Raw genomic sequence first — 15,403 nt, 5'->3', positions numbered from 1 at the left:
ACACAATGAGAAAACGATCGCGAACCATACAAAAGAAATTTGCGATTCTTGCTTTGTCACTGTTATTAGCATTGCCGTTACTGGGGAATTTGACAGAAAAGGCCCACGCGGCGGACGATAGCAGCATGGTCATCCATTTCCCGGATGCAAACCTGAAAAAGGCGCTTCTGGACCTCGGAATTGATAAGAATAAAGACGGTCAAATTACAAGAGGGGAGCTCGCCGAACGGGCGGATCTGCTCCGTATGGGTACAGGGCTCGCTTCTTTGCCTCTCGAGAAACGGAATATTAAGGATCTTACGGGTCTCGAATATGCCGTTAATGTGCGCAACCTCATGTTGGATGGCAATCCGGTAACGGATTTGTCACCGGTTGCAGGCATGGTCAGTCTGGAAACGGTCAGTCTCAACAAAACGCAAGTCAAAGATTTAAGTCCGCTCGGCAAGCTGCCCGGGTTGCGGTTTTTAACAATCAGTGATACGAGTACCCTGGACATCCGGACCATCTCATCATTGTCCAACCTGGAATATCTCTTCTTGAGAAATAGCAATATCCGGGATATTACACCAATTGCCCGTCTGACCAAACTAAGGGTTCTCGATTTGTTCAATAACCAGGTCGCGGATATTAGTCCGCTCGCTAACCTGACATCCCTGGATGAAGTCAATATACGGGCGAATAACATCAGCGACATCTCAGCCCTCTCAAATAAGCCCATCTTGACGATGCTATATGCAAGCTACAATCAAATTACTGACGTTCGGTTGTCCAACCTGCCGAATTTAAAAATGCTCGAGCTGGACATGAATAAAATCCGGGACATCTCTGCGCTGGCAGCCTTTACGAAGCTGGAGCTCGCAGATCTTAGCATGAATGAGATCTCCGATATTTCACCGCTATCCGGCTTGACGAAGCTCGAATACCTGTATTTGTATGATAATAAAATTGACAACATTACACCTCTTGCAGGACTGACTAAACTGATAGTGCTGGAGCTCGGCAAAAACCGCATCCGGAATACAACACCAATTGCAGGCCTGAATGGATTATCAGAACTGGGGCTCTCAGATAATCCGCTGGGCAATGTGGAAGCCATTCAGAGTCTGACCAATCTGACGGGGCTCTCACTGGCAAACAACAATATAAGCGATATTCGTTTTATTGGTAATTTGAGCAAACTGACTGCATTAAATTTGGAAAAAAATAAAATTACAGATATCAGCCCGCTTGGCAGCCTGAAAAATCTCCGGGAATTGTTTTTGCAGGGAAATATGTTCAAGGATGCAAGTATTCTCTCCACACTGCCTAAATTGACAAGGCTGAATCTTGAGCATGCAATCACAAGCTCCAATGGGCCGGCAGTCTCCGGTGTTTCCAGGGGGTTTTATAATACGGATCTTCATATTACTTTTGACCGGGGAACCGCCACTTTGAACAACAAGCCTTTCACCAGCGGAACAACGGTAAGTGAGGAAGGGCACTACCATTTATTCGTACGTGAACCGTCAGGTCTTAGCACAAGCATTCATTTTATCATTGATAAGCAGCCGCCTGTCGTGCAGGGGGTTACCAATGGTACAACTTACGGGCAGACCGTTACCTATTCCTTTAATGAAGGTACAGCTACGCTGAATGGAAGAAAGACCTGGGAGGGCGATAAGATTGATAAAGACGGGGCCTATACACTCGTCGTGACAGATGAGGCCGGCAACAGCACAACTGTCAATTTCAATGTTCTCTTATGGGGGCCGCTGGTCCGCGGTGTATCTTCAGGCGGCCTGTACAATACAAATAAAGTCATTACATTCGACCAGGGGAGCGCGACACTAAATGGAGAACCTTTCAAAAGCGGAGATACGGTAAGCGATGAAGGGACGCATACATTAGTTGTGACCGGGAGAGAAAATAAGGTGACGACCGTTGTCTTCACAATCAGGAAGAACTCAGATGAGGCTCTCGAAGTCAGCAAGCTGCGGGGAGTATCCGGCTGGGCGAAGCCGGATATTCAAGTATCTGCACGAATCGGTCTGACGCTGCCTGTTCAGGATCGTCTATTCTCGGCTAACGTCACCCGTGAACAATTCAGCGCAATTGCAATCAGGCTCTATGAAGCTTTAACAGGCAAAACAACTGTCCCTGCCTCGCCTAACCCATTCACGGATACATCCAATCCGGACGTGTTGAAGGCTTACAAACTCGGGATTGTAAAAGGTACAGACGGGCGTAGATTCTCCCCGGATGCGCTCATTACACGTGAACAGCTGGCCTTAATGCTGATGCGAGTGCTGGAGCAATCCGGGAAAGCATTGCCGGAAGGAAAGGCCAAAACATTCACCGACCGAAACAGGTTCAGCTCTTACGCTGTCTCATCCATTGACTATCTGTCTTCCGCTGATATTATTTCAGGTTTGACAGCAACAACTTTTGAGCCAAAGCGCAATGCTACCATTGAACAGGCGATCATCATGGCCAAGCGGGCGTATGAGCTGCTTGAAAAGCAGCCTGCTACAGGTAATGGAGGCGGCACTGCCGCACCCAATGCTTGTTCACCTTCTGCCGCTACAGAAGGATCAGGCAACCATACCTTATATACGTTCGACGGCAGTGCCTTCGAGCTGTATGTTAAGAAATCCCATCCTCAACCGGACGGCTCTGACCATAAGGAGTACGCTGTGCGTAATCAATGTGCCGTAACGCTTCCGGCTTACAGTGCAGTCTACATCACTGCAGGCCATTCCGTACAAAATTTCGAAGATGAATATTATAATTATAATTATGGCGGCTATCTTCTGGTCGCAAACCATACAGACAAACCTGTTGTCATAAAACCGGGTGCAGTCGATTATGAGGTAAAACGCTTCTTCAGGGATGATGCGGGTACAATGACGCTGCCGGACGGGACGAGCCAGAAGCTGACCTCCTCCGGTCCATACGTAAGACTCCTTGCATTCGACGGGGATTTTGACGAGTCCAAACCGTATAAAACCTATTTTGATGATAAAAAGGATTTGTACCGCGGCGACTGGATGACGGTAAAGCCAAGAAAATCTTAATAATTAAAGCCCTCCTGCTTCTTTCTGAAGTTGGGAGGGCTTGCCTGCGCAATTGCCTGATCGGCTCCGCGGTAGCCGCTGTAACGGCGCACTATCCTGTTTTTAATATGCTGAACGTTCCGCTGCGGTCGGCAAAAAATTTTAGAGCAATGAGGGGGTTACATGAAATTTATCGAATTCGGGATCGGAAACAGATGGCTAATCCGGACAGAAACAGAATTAAGTGACGGGACGGAATTCGAAGAGAGAGGAATTACCGGACCCGTTATTTTTCAATCTGTGTATATCCGAATTTGGATTGGGAAAACGGTTTGGATTGCTGATTGGAAGGAAGGACTCAAGCGGTCAACAAAACAGCGCCGCGCCTTTAAACTCATTATAGGTGTGGTTAGCCGTTAGTATAGAAATGGAGATATCCACCGAAACCTTCTCATCCCGTGGGTCAACAATCGGACCATTAATATTTGCAGCCATCCTACGAATCCTACACCTCGCGCTTATCCTCCGGATAATAGATAATCCGGACGTAGTCTTCATCACGGTTATCCATGTCGCCCAGATACATGCGCTCATGTTCCGGTACCCATTCATATAACTCCTTCAGCCTCGCTCTTGCAAATTCGGAAGGATTTTCGAGATATGTATAATATGCTTCCCGGCATTTCTCCAGGGAAGTTTTCGCTCCGTTGAGCTTCCGGTAAGCGTCGGCAAGCTCCTTATATTTTTCTTTGGGACTTGTGCTGTACAAGACTTCATCAAAAACAAGGACACCCAACTCCTCGAAGATGATCTCCGTTGGCTTCTTGAAACAGGTAAATAAGGTGCCTTTCTTAAATAGGGCTTCCACCTCATCCATTTTGACATTCAATTCGAACTTTGGCGTATAACACGTGACACGTCCATCCTTGTAAACAACAACGTTGGCCGCATAGTTTTTGCCCTGATGCTTCAGGAACATCGTGAACCCTGCACCCTGCGCCGTTTGGTAGAACAGTTCTTCTTTAACATAAAACTCGCTCGCCTGGGCGAAATTGACGACTCGCCTTTCTTCTTGCCGTCTCCTCTCGGCCTCTGAGATCGTATATAGGTTCGTCATCCCCGGATTGAGAAGCTGTACAGTATGCTCAATATGTGCCAGGTAACCCGCCTCGTCATAATCCCACTGTGCCGATTGAAGTCTATACGCCCCTAATCCATGAATGGATAAGGCTTCACCCTCGGGAACCTGAGGGGTTACCCGGCCCCGATTCAGCTTTTCCTTTAAGCCTGCCAAATCGACCAGTTCCCAGCAGTTGACCATCCCGTCCTCATAAACTTCAATACTCACATAAAAGTGGTGGTCATTATGAATGATACCGGGGACCCTCGTTCCCTCTACTATTTGCTTCCTGCTGATTCTTTGCATTATTTTATCGCCCCCCAGCTCACTAATCCAGACATTCGGGATCACCAATTTCCTCGTTGCCCAAATAGACGCCAGTACGTTCACCCTGATGCAGCCTCATAATTGCCCTTCTCAGTTTGGAAGGGTAAAGGGGTTGTTTGTTAAGTGTTTTAATATCCAGCCAGACATAACCAGCCTGATTGGTATCTCCCTGCAGGATTGCACCTGAGATTTCACCTATGTATTCACATACAAAAACGAAGTCCACGCGATGGAAGGCTTCGCCTTGTGCCCCTTCAATGACAAATGCCAAGGATTGCGGGCATACGTCAATACCGAGTTCTTCCGCTACTTCACGACGGACAGCTTCCGGCAAAAGCTCCCCTGCATGCTGGCCGCCGCCCGGCATAATGTAGAACATATCACCGTTGTCATCCAGTTTGACGGCTAGCAGCTTGCCGTCCTTAATGATCAGTGCTTTCGCGGAATTCCTGACTTGTCGCTCCACCGCTTGTCACTCCCCGTCCTATCTACAAGATGTAGAACACACAGCCCTTGCCTTCCTTGCTTAGCTTCTGATAAAAAGCCTGCAAACTGGCAAAATGACCGTAGATATAATCAAAAAATTCTTGCTCATTCTCATCTGAAACAATCGGATAAATTTCGCTTGCCACCATATCTTCAAAACGATATAGACTGCGTACATCCTCTTCCTTTAAAGAAGCAATTGCTGCAGCCGCTTCTGCCACTTGATCCGGAAGCACGTAGAAGGAGCCCATTTCGCCAAAGGACAGCATCTGGTCATCCAGCATAGGAACGACATAGCCAAGGGGCGGCTCCCCCACACCCATCTCCCCGCACAATATAAAATATATAGCCTGCCAGGTTTTATCGATATCCAAATTGTCGCCTTCTGACGGATCAATATCATGCAAATCGATTTCATCTTCAATCACCTGACGTAAAACAGGCTCCTCCAGTGCGATATACAACCCGCTCATTCCCATTGTATGTTCACCTCCCAAGAGATTTTGCCAAAGTCCATCTCTTACAGTATACCAGTAGGGAGTACAGTTGACAGAGTGCCGATAACCGCAAAAAGACACTGTTTAATAGGAGGAATTTCCTATAATTTGTCGAAATATGCAAGATTGGAGTTGTTTTTCGCAGAAAACATGGGATTCTAATAGTATGGGTTATGTAAAACAGATTAGAGAGAGGAATTTACAAGATGAGAAACAGACGGTTCAAGATTTCACTTATGCTTCTGCTGATCGCAGCGCAAATCACAATCCTGGCCCCGGCTTCTATTGGCGATGATCTCAATGGCGGAGACGGGGAAGAGTTCACAGAGGAACTGTCGGAAAAAGAACGGGAGGCGTTATTCTACTCCGGCTACGTTGCCATTAAAAATGCGGATAACTCCATTCTGGTAGAAGGATTATCCGTACATGAAACAGTTAAAATTGAAATCAGAGACCGGGATAATACGGTTCTGGCTTCTACCACAGCCAAAGTTGATGAGAACCGACACTATCTATGGGTGTCAGAGCCGTTAAGCAAAGACGTATTTGTGGCAGATTCTCCATACTCAGATACTTACCATATCAGTATTTATGTCTATCAGGGTGCTAGCCAAAGTGCAAGGTCTTTGCCAAACAGAACAAACCGATATGAGATTTCGAGCCCTTATGAAACGTATCGTCCCGGTTACAAGCCGCCTGTCGAAATTGACTACACCAAGTACGGGGTTGGTACGCTAAATCCGACATTCCGAGACCCGTTCAAAATCAGTTCCATTACAAATCCGGTTGCAGTTGCCGCCGGGGAGGATCATGTTCTGGTGTATAGCAAAGAAGGAAATCTGTACGGTTGGGGAAAAAATGCAAGCCATGAAATTAGCAAGAGCGACTATCCTGTCCTGCCACCAACCAAAATTGGCATGTTCAAGGGTGTCAAGAAAATGGGCGCAGGCAAGGGCTTCTCTCTATTCTTGACTTCATCGGGGGATTTGTACGGCTGGGGAGACCTCAACTGGCTCGGTATTCTCAAGGTGACTTCAACTCCTGAGCGGCTTCCTTTTATTCCAGAGAAAATTAAGGATTTCGATGTCAATGAGAAAACAGTGGCAATCCTGACGACAAAAGGCAATGTTTATCAGCTTGGCGGGCGGTATGGAGACGCAGATGAATTTTATGAATATCATCACCGGCAAATTAATCTGGGCAACGTCACCGCAATTAGTATGGGAGAATCTACAGGGTATGCAGTTAAAGAGGATGGGACGCTGTGGACCTGGAATATCGAAATCTCCACCAAAGATCCGGCCACAAAAAAAGTGGCATCCGGGCTAAAAGATATTGTGATCCTCGATTCTTCCAATACCGGGTCTACCGGCGTTGATTATATTGTGGCCGTGGACAAAAAGGGGGAACTGTGGGCATGGGGTGAAAACCACGCACCACTGGAAACCGCAGCTCCGCGGGTCATGAAGCAACCTGTAAAGATCACCAAAAACCCGAAACGAAAAACGGAGAACAGTTTTGGTCCTGTAGGCGTCCAGGTTCAGTATACAGCCGTTGCAGCAAGCAGCAATGGCGCAATGTTCCTGACGAAAGACAAGGAATTGCTCCTTACGATGTATAATTCCGGCTATGTGCCTTACGGGTTGAATAAGAAAGTCACTTCCATCGCAAATAACAAATATAACGTGTATTGGATTTCCGACGGAAAGTTGTGGGTCTATGGAAGCAACAACCAGTTGGGTCAATTAGGGCGGGGCGTAAAGCTGAAATGACCGTCGACATGCATCCGCAATAACAGGATCTCTAAACTAAACTGTATCTCAAAGGCCAGTTAATCGCTCCAAGCAGCGCATTGACTGGCCTTTCTATATTTCCAGCACATTCACCACTCCTTTCTTCTCCTGTTAATATCACGCCCTCCTTAGCTGCACGAATGCGAAAATCGTTCAGCCTCACATTTTAGTCATAGATGCCATCTATACCTTCTGTGAAATATATTAATTACTTGTATGAAGCCAAATTGTATTATAGTGAATTTATAGAAAAACAGAGCTCGCGGATCGAAATTTCGGTATTTTGGTTAAAAAGAATTAGCCATAACCTATATACCGCTATTCTGCGCTCTGCCGAAAGGAGACTTCAGAAGATGGAGCCAACTACTTTTGTTTTATTCGGCGCGACAGGTGATTTAGCCAAACGGAAAATTTACCCTGCCTTATATAATTTATTTCTGGATCAAAAACTGCCGGAACATTTCTCCCTGATCGGTCTTGGACGAAGAGAACTGACCGATGAATCCTTCCGGGCCAATGTAGAGAAGTCCCTTCATGACTTTTCCAGACGCAAGGCCCAGGACTCTGTGCAACTGCAGCGTTTCCTCCAAGCCTTCGGATACAATGTCCTGAACATCGGGAACAAAGAAGACTACCAAGCTCTGCGTCAGCGTATCGAGCAGCGGGAACAAGAACTGAGCCTGCCGCCGAACCGGACGTTTTATCTCTCGGTAGGACCAGAGTTCTTCGAGACGATCGCCGCCAACATTACGGACAGTGGACTTGGTTCCGCTGAAGGATGGAAGCGTCTTGTCATTGAGAAGCCTTTCGGCTCGGATCTGCAAACTGCCCGTGATTTGAACGAGAAGCTGAGCAAAGCCTTTACGGAGGAAGAAATTTACCGTATCGACCACTATCTCGGCAAGCCGATGGTGCAAAATCTGGAGGCTCTTCAACAGGTGAATCCGGTATTCCGCGCATTATGGACCAACCGTTACATCGCCAATGTGCAGATTACTGCAAATGAAACGGTTGGTGTGGAAGAACGTGCCGGGTATTACGACCATGTCGGGGCCTTGAGAGACATGTTCCAAAACCATATGCTGCAGTTGCTGATGATGACCGCAATCCATGTTCCGCAAAACAGCGCATCCGAGAAGGTGCATCAGAAGAAAAAGCTGGTGATGGAAGCTCTGGAAACACTGTCGAAGCAGGATGCCCACGCTGATGTTGTCCGCGGACAATACATTGCGGGCAGCATTCAGGGCAAGCCGGTTACCGGTTATCTGGATGAGCCGGGTATCCCGCCACAATCCCGGAATGAAACATTCGTCGCAGCGAGACTGAAAATCGACGATTACTTCTGGCGCGGCGTGCCGATCTACATTCGCACCGGCAAAAGAATGAATGAGAAATCTACCCGGATTGTTATTGAGTTTAAGGAACCGCTCAAGCAATCGACATCCAAGGTGGATGCTTCTGCACCAAACCTGCTCGTATTTGAGATCAGCCCGAATGAGGGAATCAGCCTGCAGTTAAATACGCGTGATCCTCAGCATCGTGGAGAATTCAAACCGATGCATATCAATCTCCATGAAAATCAGGACAATATTGCCGAAGCGTACGAGAATTTGATTCATGACGCCCTGAACGGTGACCCTACCTTCTTTGCGCATTGGGATGAAGTGGAGCTGTCCTGGGCATGGGTACAGCCGATTCTTGAAGCGTTCGAAGAAAATCTGGTCCCGCTCCATACCTATGAAGCAGGCTCCTACGGACCTGCAGCATCGGATGCATTGCTCGCAGAAGACGGCTTCCACTGGTGGTTCGACGCCAAGCCTGAATCTAATATGAAAGCCACGGAAGGAGAACAATATGTCTACAACCAAAACCATTGATCAACTAGCAATCGATACGATCCGCACATTGTCAATCGACGCCATTAACAGCGCGAATTCCGGCCACCCGGGCCTGCCTATGGGTGCTGCGCCGATGGCGTACACCCTCTGGTCCAAACTGATGAACCATAATCCGGGGCACTCCAAGTGGTTCAACCGCGACCGTTTTGTACTCTCTGCCGGTCATGGCTCGGCCTTGCTGTACAGCCTGCTTCACCTGTCCGGCTATCAGGTATCGCTGGACGATCTCAAGCAGTTCCGCAAGCTCAACAGCAAGACGCCTGGGCACCCGGAGTTCGGCCACACGGATGGCGTTGATGCTACAACAGGACCGCTGGGTCAGGGCATTGCGAATGCTGTCGGCATGGCAATGGCTGAAGCGCATCTCTCGTCGAAATTTAATCAGGACGGCTTCCCTGTCGTTGACCATTACACGTATGCACTTGTTGGAGACGGCTGCCTGATGGAGGGCATCTCCTATGAAGCGATGTCCATGGCTGGTCACATGAAGCTGGGCAAGCTGGTCGTCCTGTACGATTCCAACGATATCTCCCTCGATGGCGAGCTGAACCTCTCCTTCGGCGAACAGATTCAAAAACGGGCGGAGTCTGCCAACTGGCAATACCTGCGGGTTGAGGACGGCAACGACATCGACGCAATCTCCAAAGCCATCGAAGCTGCCAAGCAGCACGATGCCCAACCTACTTTGATTGAAGTTCGTACGATTATTGGATACGGCAGCAAGGTTGCGGGAACCAATAAAGTACACGGAAATCCGTTGGGTAAAGAAGAGGCGGTTGCTACGAAAAAAGTATACGGCTGGGATTACGAAGAGGAGTTCACCGTACCTGCGGAAGTCAAAGCGCATTACGAGCAGCTTAAACAGCAGGGTGCTGCCAAGGAGGAAGCCTGGAACCAATTGCTGGCTTCCTATAGCACGCAATACCCTGAGCTTGGCCAAGAGCTGAAGCAGGCGATTGACGGTACCGTATTGATTGATGCCAAGGACATTCTGACCTTTGATACGTCCAAAACCGTATCGACTCGTGTTGCCAGTGGCGAAGCCATCAATCACTTTGTAAAAACTGTACCGTCCATTTTCGGCGGAAGCGCGGACTTGTCGCATTCCACGATGACCGATATCCGCGGCGAACAAAAATTTGCCGTTGACTCTTATGCCGGACGCAATATTTACTTCGGGGTACGTGAGCATGCGATGGGCGCAGCGGGCAACGGATTGGCTCTGCACGGAGGCGTAAAGCCGTTCGTCAGCACCTTCTTCGTATTCAGCGATTACCTTCGTCCTTCGATTCGTCTGGCTGCACTGCAAAAGCTGCCTGTAACGTATGTGTTTACCCATGATTCCATCGCTGTCGGCGAGGATGGTCCAACCCATGAGCCTGTCGAGCATTTGGCTGCACTGCGGACGATTCCGGGACTGACCGTCATCCGCCCAACGGACGCGAACGAAACAGCCAGCGCATGGGCATACGCCTTGCAGCAAAATGAAGGTCCGGTTGCACTCGTCTTGAGCAGACAGAACCTGCCGATCTATGAAACGACCAAAGGAAACGTAGCAGACGTAGCCAAAGGCGCTTATGTACTGGCAGAAACAAATGGCAAGCCGGATGTGATCCTGATCGCAACAGGGTCCGAGGTTTCACTTGCAGTGAGCGCCAAAGCAGAGCTGGAGCAAGAAAACGTATCTGTACGTGTGGTGGCAATGCCTAGCCGGGAATTGTTCGACCGCCAGCCGGATGCGTACAAGGAGCAAGTGCTTCCTTCCTCCGTCTCCAAGCGGATTGCAATTGAAGCAGGTATCTCACTGGGCTGGGAGCGCTATACAGGTCCAGCGGGCAAAGTTTTGTCCATTGACACCTTTGGCGCGTCGGGTCCAGGTCCAGCCGTTCTGGAATACTTCGGATTCTCGACGGACAATGTCGTTCGTACCGCCAAGGAACTGCTGTAAGATTTGTTACAATAGCCGCCAAGCGTTAATACACGGTCCGTGCGCAGCTGAAATCCAGATGTCCCGGTTCAGCTGCGTTCCGAAAACCGCACATGTAAGTCATCACAAAGTCTTGCTTGTATGCGCAATGAAATATAAGGTCATTTATCAAGTTGCCAAGCCTGAAAATTCTTATATATTCAACTAAATGGAGGTTGTTCAATATGAAATTTTTCATCGATACTGCCAATCTGGATGATATCAAAAAAGCGTACAAAATCGGCGTCCTGTCCGGTGTAACGACCAACCCGTCCCTCGTAGCCAAAGAAGGCGTGAAATTCGAAGACCGCATTGAAGAAATTTTGCGCGAAGTGCCGGATGTTGAGTCCGTATCTGCGGAAGTAACACCAGATGCTGTCACAGCGGAAGAAATGATTGCACAAGCCAACGAGCTGATCAAGATCAACAACAATGACAAGAACATCACGATCAAGCTCCCGATGACTCTTGCTGGTCTGGAGGCTTGCCGATATTTGACTGCCAAAGGTGTAAAGACGAATGTCACGCTGATCTTCAGCGTGAACCAGGCACTGCTCGCAGCCCGTGCAGGCGCGACTTACGTCTCCCCGTTCCTTGGCCGTCTGGACGACATCTCCGAGGATGGCGTACTATTGGTCTCCAAGGTCGCTGAGCTGTTCCGTACGCATAACCTGGATACCCAGATCATTGCAGCATCTGTCCGTCATCCGGATCACGTCACCCGTGTCGCGATGGCTGGCGCTCATATTGCAACCATTCCATTTGCGGTTATCGAGCAAATTTCCAAGCATCCGCTGACGGATCAAGGGATCGAGAAATTTGCAGCCGACTGGAAAAAAGCTGTACAAAACTAAGCAAAATTCAGATATAGGAGGGGAATCCTGTGAGTAAACAACAAATCGGTGTCGTTGGTCTGGCCGTCATGGGCAAAAACCTGGCCTTGAATATAGAAAGCAAAGGCTTCTCTGTAGCTCTGTTTAACCGTTCACCTGAAAAAACGAATGAGCTGCTGGAAGAAGCCCCAGGCAAAAATCTTGTCGGTACGTACAGCATTGAAGAGTTTGTACAGGCACTGGAAACACCACGCAAAATCTTGATTATGGTAAAGGCCGGGCAAGCAACGGATGATACAATCAATCAGCTCGTACCTTACCTGAGCCAAGGAGATATTCTGATTGACGGCGGCAATGCCTTCTTCCCGGATACTCAAAGACGCAACAAAGAGCTGTCCGCACAAGGCTTCCGCTTTATCGGCGCTGGTGTATCCGGCGGCGAAGAGGGCGCACTGAAAGGGCCTGCGATTATGCCGGGCGGGCAAAAAGACGCGTATGAACTTGTCGAGCCAATCCTGACGGCCATCTCTGCCAAAGTCAACGGCGATCCTTGCTCCACCTATATTGGTGAAGACGGCGCAGGCCACTATGTCAAAATGGTGCATAACGGTATTGAGTACGGCGACATGCAGCTTATTGGCGAAGCGTATCACCTGCTCAAGGACGTGCTTGGCGTGAGCACAAGCGAGCTGCATGAGATTTTCACCGAGTGGAATAACGGGGAGCTGGACAGCTATCTGATCGAAATCACAGCTGATATCTTCACCAAGACTGACCCGGATACAGGCAAGCCGATGGTCGATGTCATTCTGGACGCAGCCGGACAAAAGGGAACTGGTAAATGGACCAGCCAAAACGCCCTTGACCTGGGTGTTCCGGTATCGATTATTACCGAATCCGTATTTGCACGGTTCATCTCTGCGATGAAGGAAGAGCGTATTGCTGCCAGCAAAATCCTGAGCGGACCTGAAGTATCCGGCTACGATGGCGACCGCAAAGAATTTATCGAAGCTGTACGCAAGGCACTGTATGCGAGCAAAATTGCTTCCTACGCACAGGGCTTTGCTCAAATGAAAGCAGCCTCTGAAGCGTATAACTGGAATCTGAACTACGGCAGCATCGCGATGATTTTCCGTGGGGGATGTATTATCCGGGCAAGATTCCTGCAAAATATTAAGGACGCCTACGACCGCAATCCAAGCTTAAATAACTTGCTGCTGGATGAGTACTTCAGCAATGTGGTCGACAACTACCAGGATGCATGGAGAAAAGTGATCTCCGTGGCGATCACAAGAGGCATTCCAGTCCCTGCATTCGCTTCGGCCCTGGCGTATTATGACAGCTACCGTTCCGAGCGTCTGCCTGCGAACCTGCTGCAAGCACAGCGCGACTATTTCGGAGCGCATACGTTCCAACGGTTGGACAAAGAAGGAGCCTTCCACTTTCAATGGATGGACAACGAATAATCTGACTTCATAACCCTTTCATATAGATTCAAGCACCCCTATGTCTGGTATAAAAGGCAGCGGAACTGCATCCTGTATAAGACAGGAACAGTATTCGGGCCGCGACAGAGGCAGGGGTGCTTTTTGCATGCTCGAAGACAAGTATTTGAATAAAGGGATTCTAAATCGGCTGCGCGAATAAGGTAAGAGTTTTAAAAATTAGAATATACATGCAGTGAGGTGAGCCCATGCCAATTATACGTTTGGCTGTTTTAGAAGATATCGATGAACTGGTACAAATGCGCTGGGATTTCTCAGTGGAAGACTATGATGAAAGCCCCGAACCTTTTGAGGAGTTCTATCAGACTTGCAGTGCGTTTTTGACTCAGGCTCTTGAAGGCGGGGATTGGTATATTTGGGTGGCAGAAGTTGAGAAGCGCATCGTCTCACATATGTATCTGCAACGGATTCATAAAGTGCCGCGTCCCGGGAAATCCAAAGACCCTTACTTCGGATACGTGACCAACGTCTATACGCGGCCTGATTTCAGGAGCCAAGGGCTTGGAAGCAAAATTCATGCGGCGATGGAGACGTGGTCAAAAGAACATGAGGCCGAATTTCTAATTTTGTGGCCCAGCATAGAAAGTGTTGATTTTTATGCCAGAAACGGCTTTTCTCCAAGCGCGGAAGCGGTGGAAAAGCACTGGTAGAGGTGCAGAATGGCCGGAGTCCCTCGCAGCTGCTCTGTGAGACTCCGGCTTGAATTATAATCGTAAACTTCTTAATTAAAAGTAATCCAGACTCATTGCTTCCCTTATCTCCTGCATCGTGCTCTGCGCAACTTCCCGCGCCCGCCGCGTCCCCGACATCAAAATATCATCAACCAGGGCTGGTCTGGCAGCATAGTAAGTGCGGCGCTGGCGCATGGGCTCAAGCAACTGCTCCAAGGCAGATATAATCAGCCCCTTACAGGCCGAACAGCCGATGCGTCCCTGCTCGCAGGCTTCACGGATTTCAAGCGACCCATCTTTGCGAAAAGCTCTGTGATACGCATAGATCGGGCAGATATCAGGATGGCCCGGATCAGATTTTCGGATGCGTTCAGGGTCGGTCACTGCTTTCTTTATTTGGACTGCAACCTCTTCCGGTGAGGAGTCGAGCGCGATGGAATTGCCGCGGCTCTTGCTCATTTTAATGTGCCCGTCGATTCCTGCCAGCCTGGACGTCTCACTGATAAGGGCAGCAGGCTCCACGAGCACAGGCCGATACAGCTCGTTGAACCGCCGGACAATCTTGCGGGCCAGCTCCAGATGCGGAAGCTGGTCTTCTCCCACTGGAACAATCGTTGCTTTGCAGAAGGTGATGTCCGCTGCCTGACTGACCGGATACCCCAGAAAACCGTAATACATATCGTCGAGGCCGCCAGTTTTGGATTCGGCCTTTACCGTCGGATTATGCCGCAGCACATTAACCGTGACGAACATGGAATAAAATACCGTCAATTCCGCAATTTCCGGAATCATGGACTGAACAAAAATTGTGGAACGCCCGGGGTCAATACCGGCAGCCAAATAATCAAGCGCAATTTCGCGCAAATGGCTGCGAATCAGCCCTGGCTGCTCAAAATGAGTGGTTAAGGCCTGAACATCAGCAAGAAGAACAAATGTCTCGTATTGCTCCTGCAGAGCCACACGATTTTGCAAACTGCCGGCGTAATGGCCAAGGTGAAGCTTGCCGGTAACCCGGTCTCCGGTCAATACTCTTTCTGTCATGGGATAATATCCTCCTTGTTATGCTGACTATCCTCACTAACTGGGAATCGTCAGGTTGAATCGTACTGACTTTTTGATACATGAACCGCCACCACCAGCCATCTTCCATGGCCATCACCCCCTTTATAAAATCAAAAAAACCCCGTCCAATAAGGACGAAGTTGTCGTGGTACCACCTTAAATTGACCGTCCGGACACATAGCTGTGCCGTTCCGGTCTTCTCTTCACGGTGCG

At 48.9% G+C, this 15,403-nt stretch carries 12 protein-coding genes and 1 other annotated feature (1 of these 13 only partly in view); of the genes, 8 read left to right on the top strand and 4 right to left on the bottom strand.

Annotated elements, in window-relative coordinates; translation table 11 throughout:
• The first annotated feature begins 5 nt into the window (after positions 1 to 5).
• Together H583_RS35225 and H583_RS0108855 are read left to right on the top strand one after the other, a co-directional pair.
• Complete coding sequence (locus H583_RS35225) at positions 6 to 3,053, top strand: leucine-rich repeat domain-containing protein (RefSeq protein WP_051236221.1); 3,048 nt, start codon at positions 6 to 8, stop codon at positions 3,051 to 3,053.
• Positions 3,054 to 3,215: 162 nt separating this feature from the next.
• Positions 3,216 to 3,452: a DUF3977 family protein gene (locus H583_RS0108855; protein WP_028560159.1), complete on the top strand. Its 237-nt coding sequence runs from the start codon at positions 3,216 to 3,218 to the stop codon at positions 3,450 to 3,452.
• An 85-nt stretch (positions 3,453 to 3,537) separates the two neighbouring features.
• Here H583_RS0108855 and H583_RS0108850 read toward each other — a convergent pair whose 3' ends face one another.
• From H583_RS0108850 to H583_RS0108840, 3 genes are read right to left on the bottom strand one after another with little or no spacing between them, the layout of a single operon-like run.
• Entirely contained in the window at positions 3,538 to 4,458 is a 921-nt protein-coding gene (locus H583_RS0108850) for a DUF7638 domain-containing protein (RefSeq protein ID WP_028560158.1), read from the bottom strand.
• 22 nt (positions 4,459 to 4,480) lie between these two features.
• The gene (locus tag H583_RS0108845) at positions 4,481 to 4,945 is read right to left on the bottom strand and encodes an NUDIX domain-containing protein (protein WP_028560157.1); all 465 of its coding nucleotides are present in this window, start codon (positions 4,943 to 4,945) and stop codon (positions 4,481 to 4,483) included.
• Positions 4,946 to 4,967: 22 nt separating this feature from the next.
• Complete coding sequence (locus H583_RS0108840; RefSeq protein WP_028560156.1) at positions 4,968 to 5,444, bottom strand: YfbM family protein; 477 nt, start codon at positions 5,442 to 5,444, stop codon at positions 4,968 to 4,970.
• A 224-nt stretch (positions 5,445 to 5,668) separates the two neighbouring features.
• On the opposite strand from H583_RS0108840, the gene H583_RS0108835 reads away from it, so the two are divergent.
• From H583_RS0108835 to H583_RS0108810, 6 genes are all read left to right on the top strand, one after another.
• Positions 5,669 to 7,234, top strand: a complete 1,566-nt coding sequence (locus tag H583_RS0108835; protein ID WP_028560155.1) for an RCC1 domain-containing protein — start codon at positions 5,669 to 5,671, stop codon at positions 7,232 to 7,234.
• A 374-nt stretch (positions 7,235 to 7,608) separates the two neighbouring features.
• Positions 7,609 to 9,132 (top strand): glucose-6-phosphate dehydrogenase, encoded by a 1,524-nt coding sequence (zwf, locus tag H583_RS0108830; protein WP_028560154.1) that lies wholly within the window; start codon positions 7,609 to 7,611, stop codon positions 9,130 to 9,132.
• Positions 9,110 to 11,101, top strand: a complete 1,992-nt coding sequence (gene tkt / locus H583_RS0108825; RefSeq protein ID WP_028560153.1) for a transketolase — start codon at positions 9,110 to 9,112, stop codon at positions 11,099 to 11,101. The genes zwf and tkt overlap by 23 nt, the downstream gene beginning before the upstream one ends.
• Before the next feature lie 203 nt (positions 11,102 to 11,304).
• Positions 11,305 to 11,973, top strand: coding sequence for a fructose-6-phosphate aldolase (gene fsa, locus H583_RS0108820; protein ID WP_028560152.1), 669 nt, complete (start codon positions 11,305 to 11,307; stop codon positions 11,971 to 11,973).
• 29 nt (positions 11,974 to 12,002) lie between these two features.
• Positions 12,003 to 13,418 (top strand): NADP-dependent phosphogluconate dehydrogenase, encoded by a 1,416-nt coding sequence (gndA, locus tag H583_RS0108815; RefSeq protein WP_028560151.1) that lies wholly within the window; start codon positions 12,003 to 12,005, stop codon positions 13,416 to 13,418.
• Between the two features lie 227 nt (positions 13,419 to 13,645).
• Positions 13,646 to 14,107 (top strand): GNAT family N-acetyltransferase, encoded by a 462-nt coding sequence (locus H583_RS0108810; protein ID WP_028560150.1) that lies wholly within the window; start codon positions 13,646 to 13,648, stop codon positions 14,105 to 14,107.
• Positions 14,108 to 14,182: 75 nt separating this feature from the next.
• Here the strand turns inward: H583_RS0108810 and trpS are convergent, their stop codons facing one another.
• Positions 14,183 to 15,169, bottom strand: a complete 987-nt coding sequence (gene trpS / locus H583_RS0108805; RefSeq protein WP_028560149.1) for a tryptophan--tRNA ligase — start codon at positions 15,167 to 15,169, stop codon at positions 14,183 to 14,185.
• 148 nt (positions 15,170 to 15,317) lie between these two features.
• Positions 15,318 to 15,403, bottom strand: a binding site (T-box leader); it runs 196 nt beyond the window's last position.

The organism is Paenibacillus pinihumi DSM 23905 = JCM 16419, from assembly GCF_000422505.1.
Lineage (GTDB): Bacteria > Bacillota > Bacilli > Paenibacillales > Paenibacillaceae > Paenibacillus_D > Paenibacillus_D pinihumi.
Note: the sequence above shows the minus strand (reverse complement) of the source record. Positions and strands in the feature narration are given on the sequence as shown.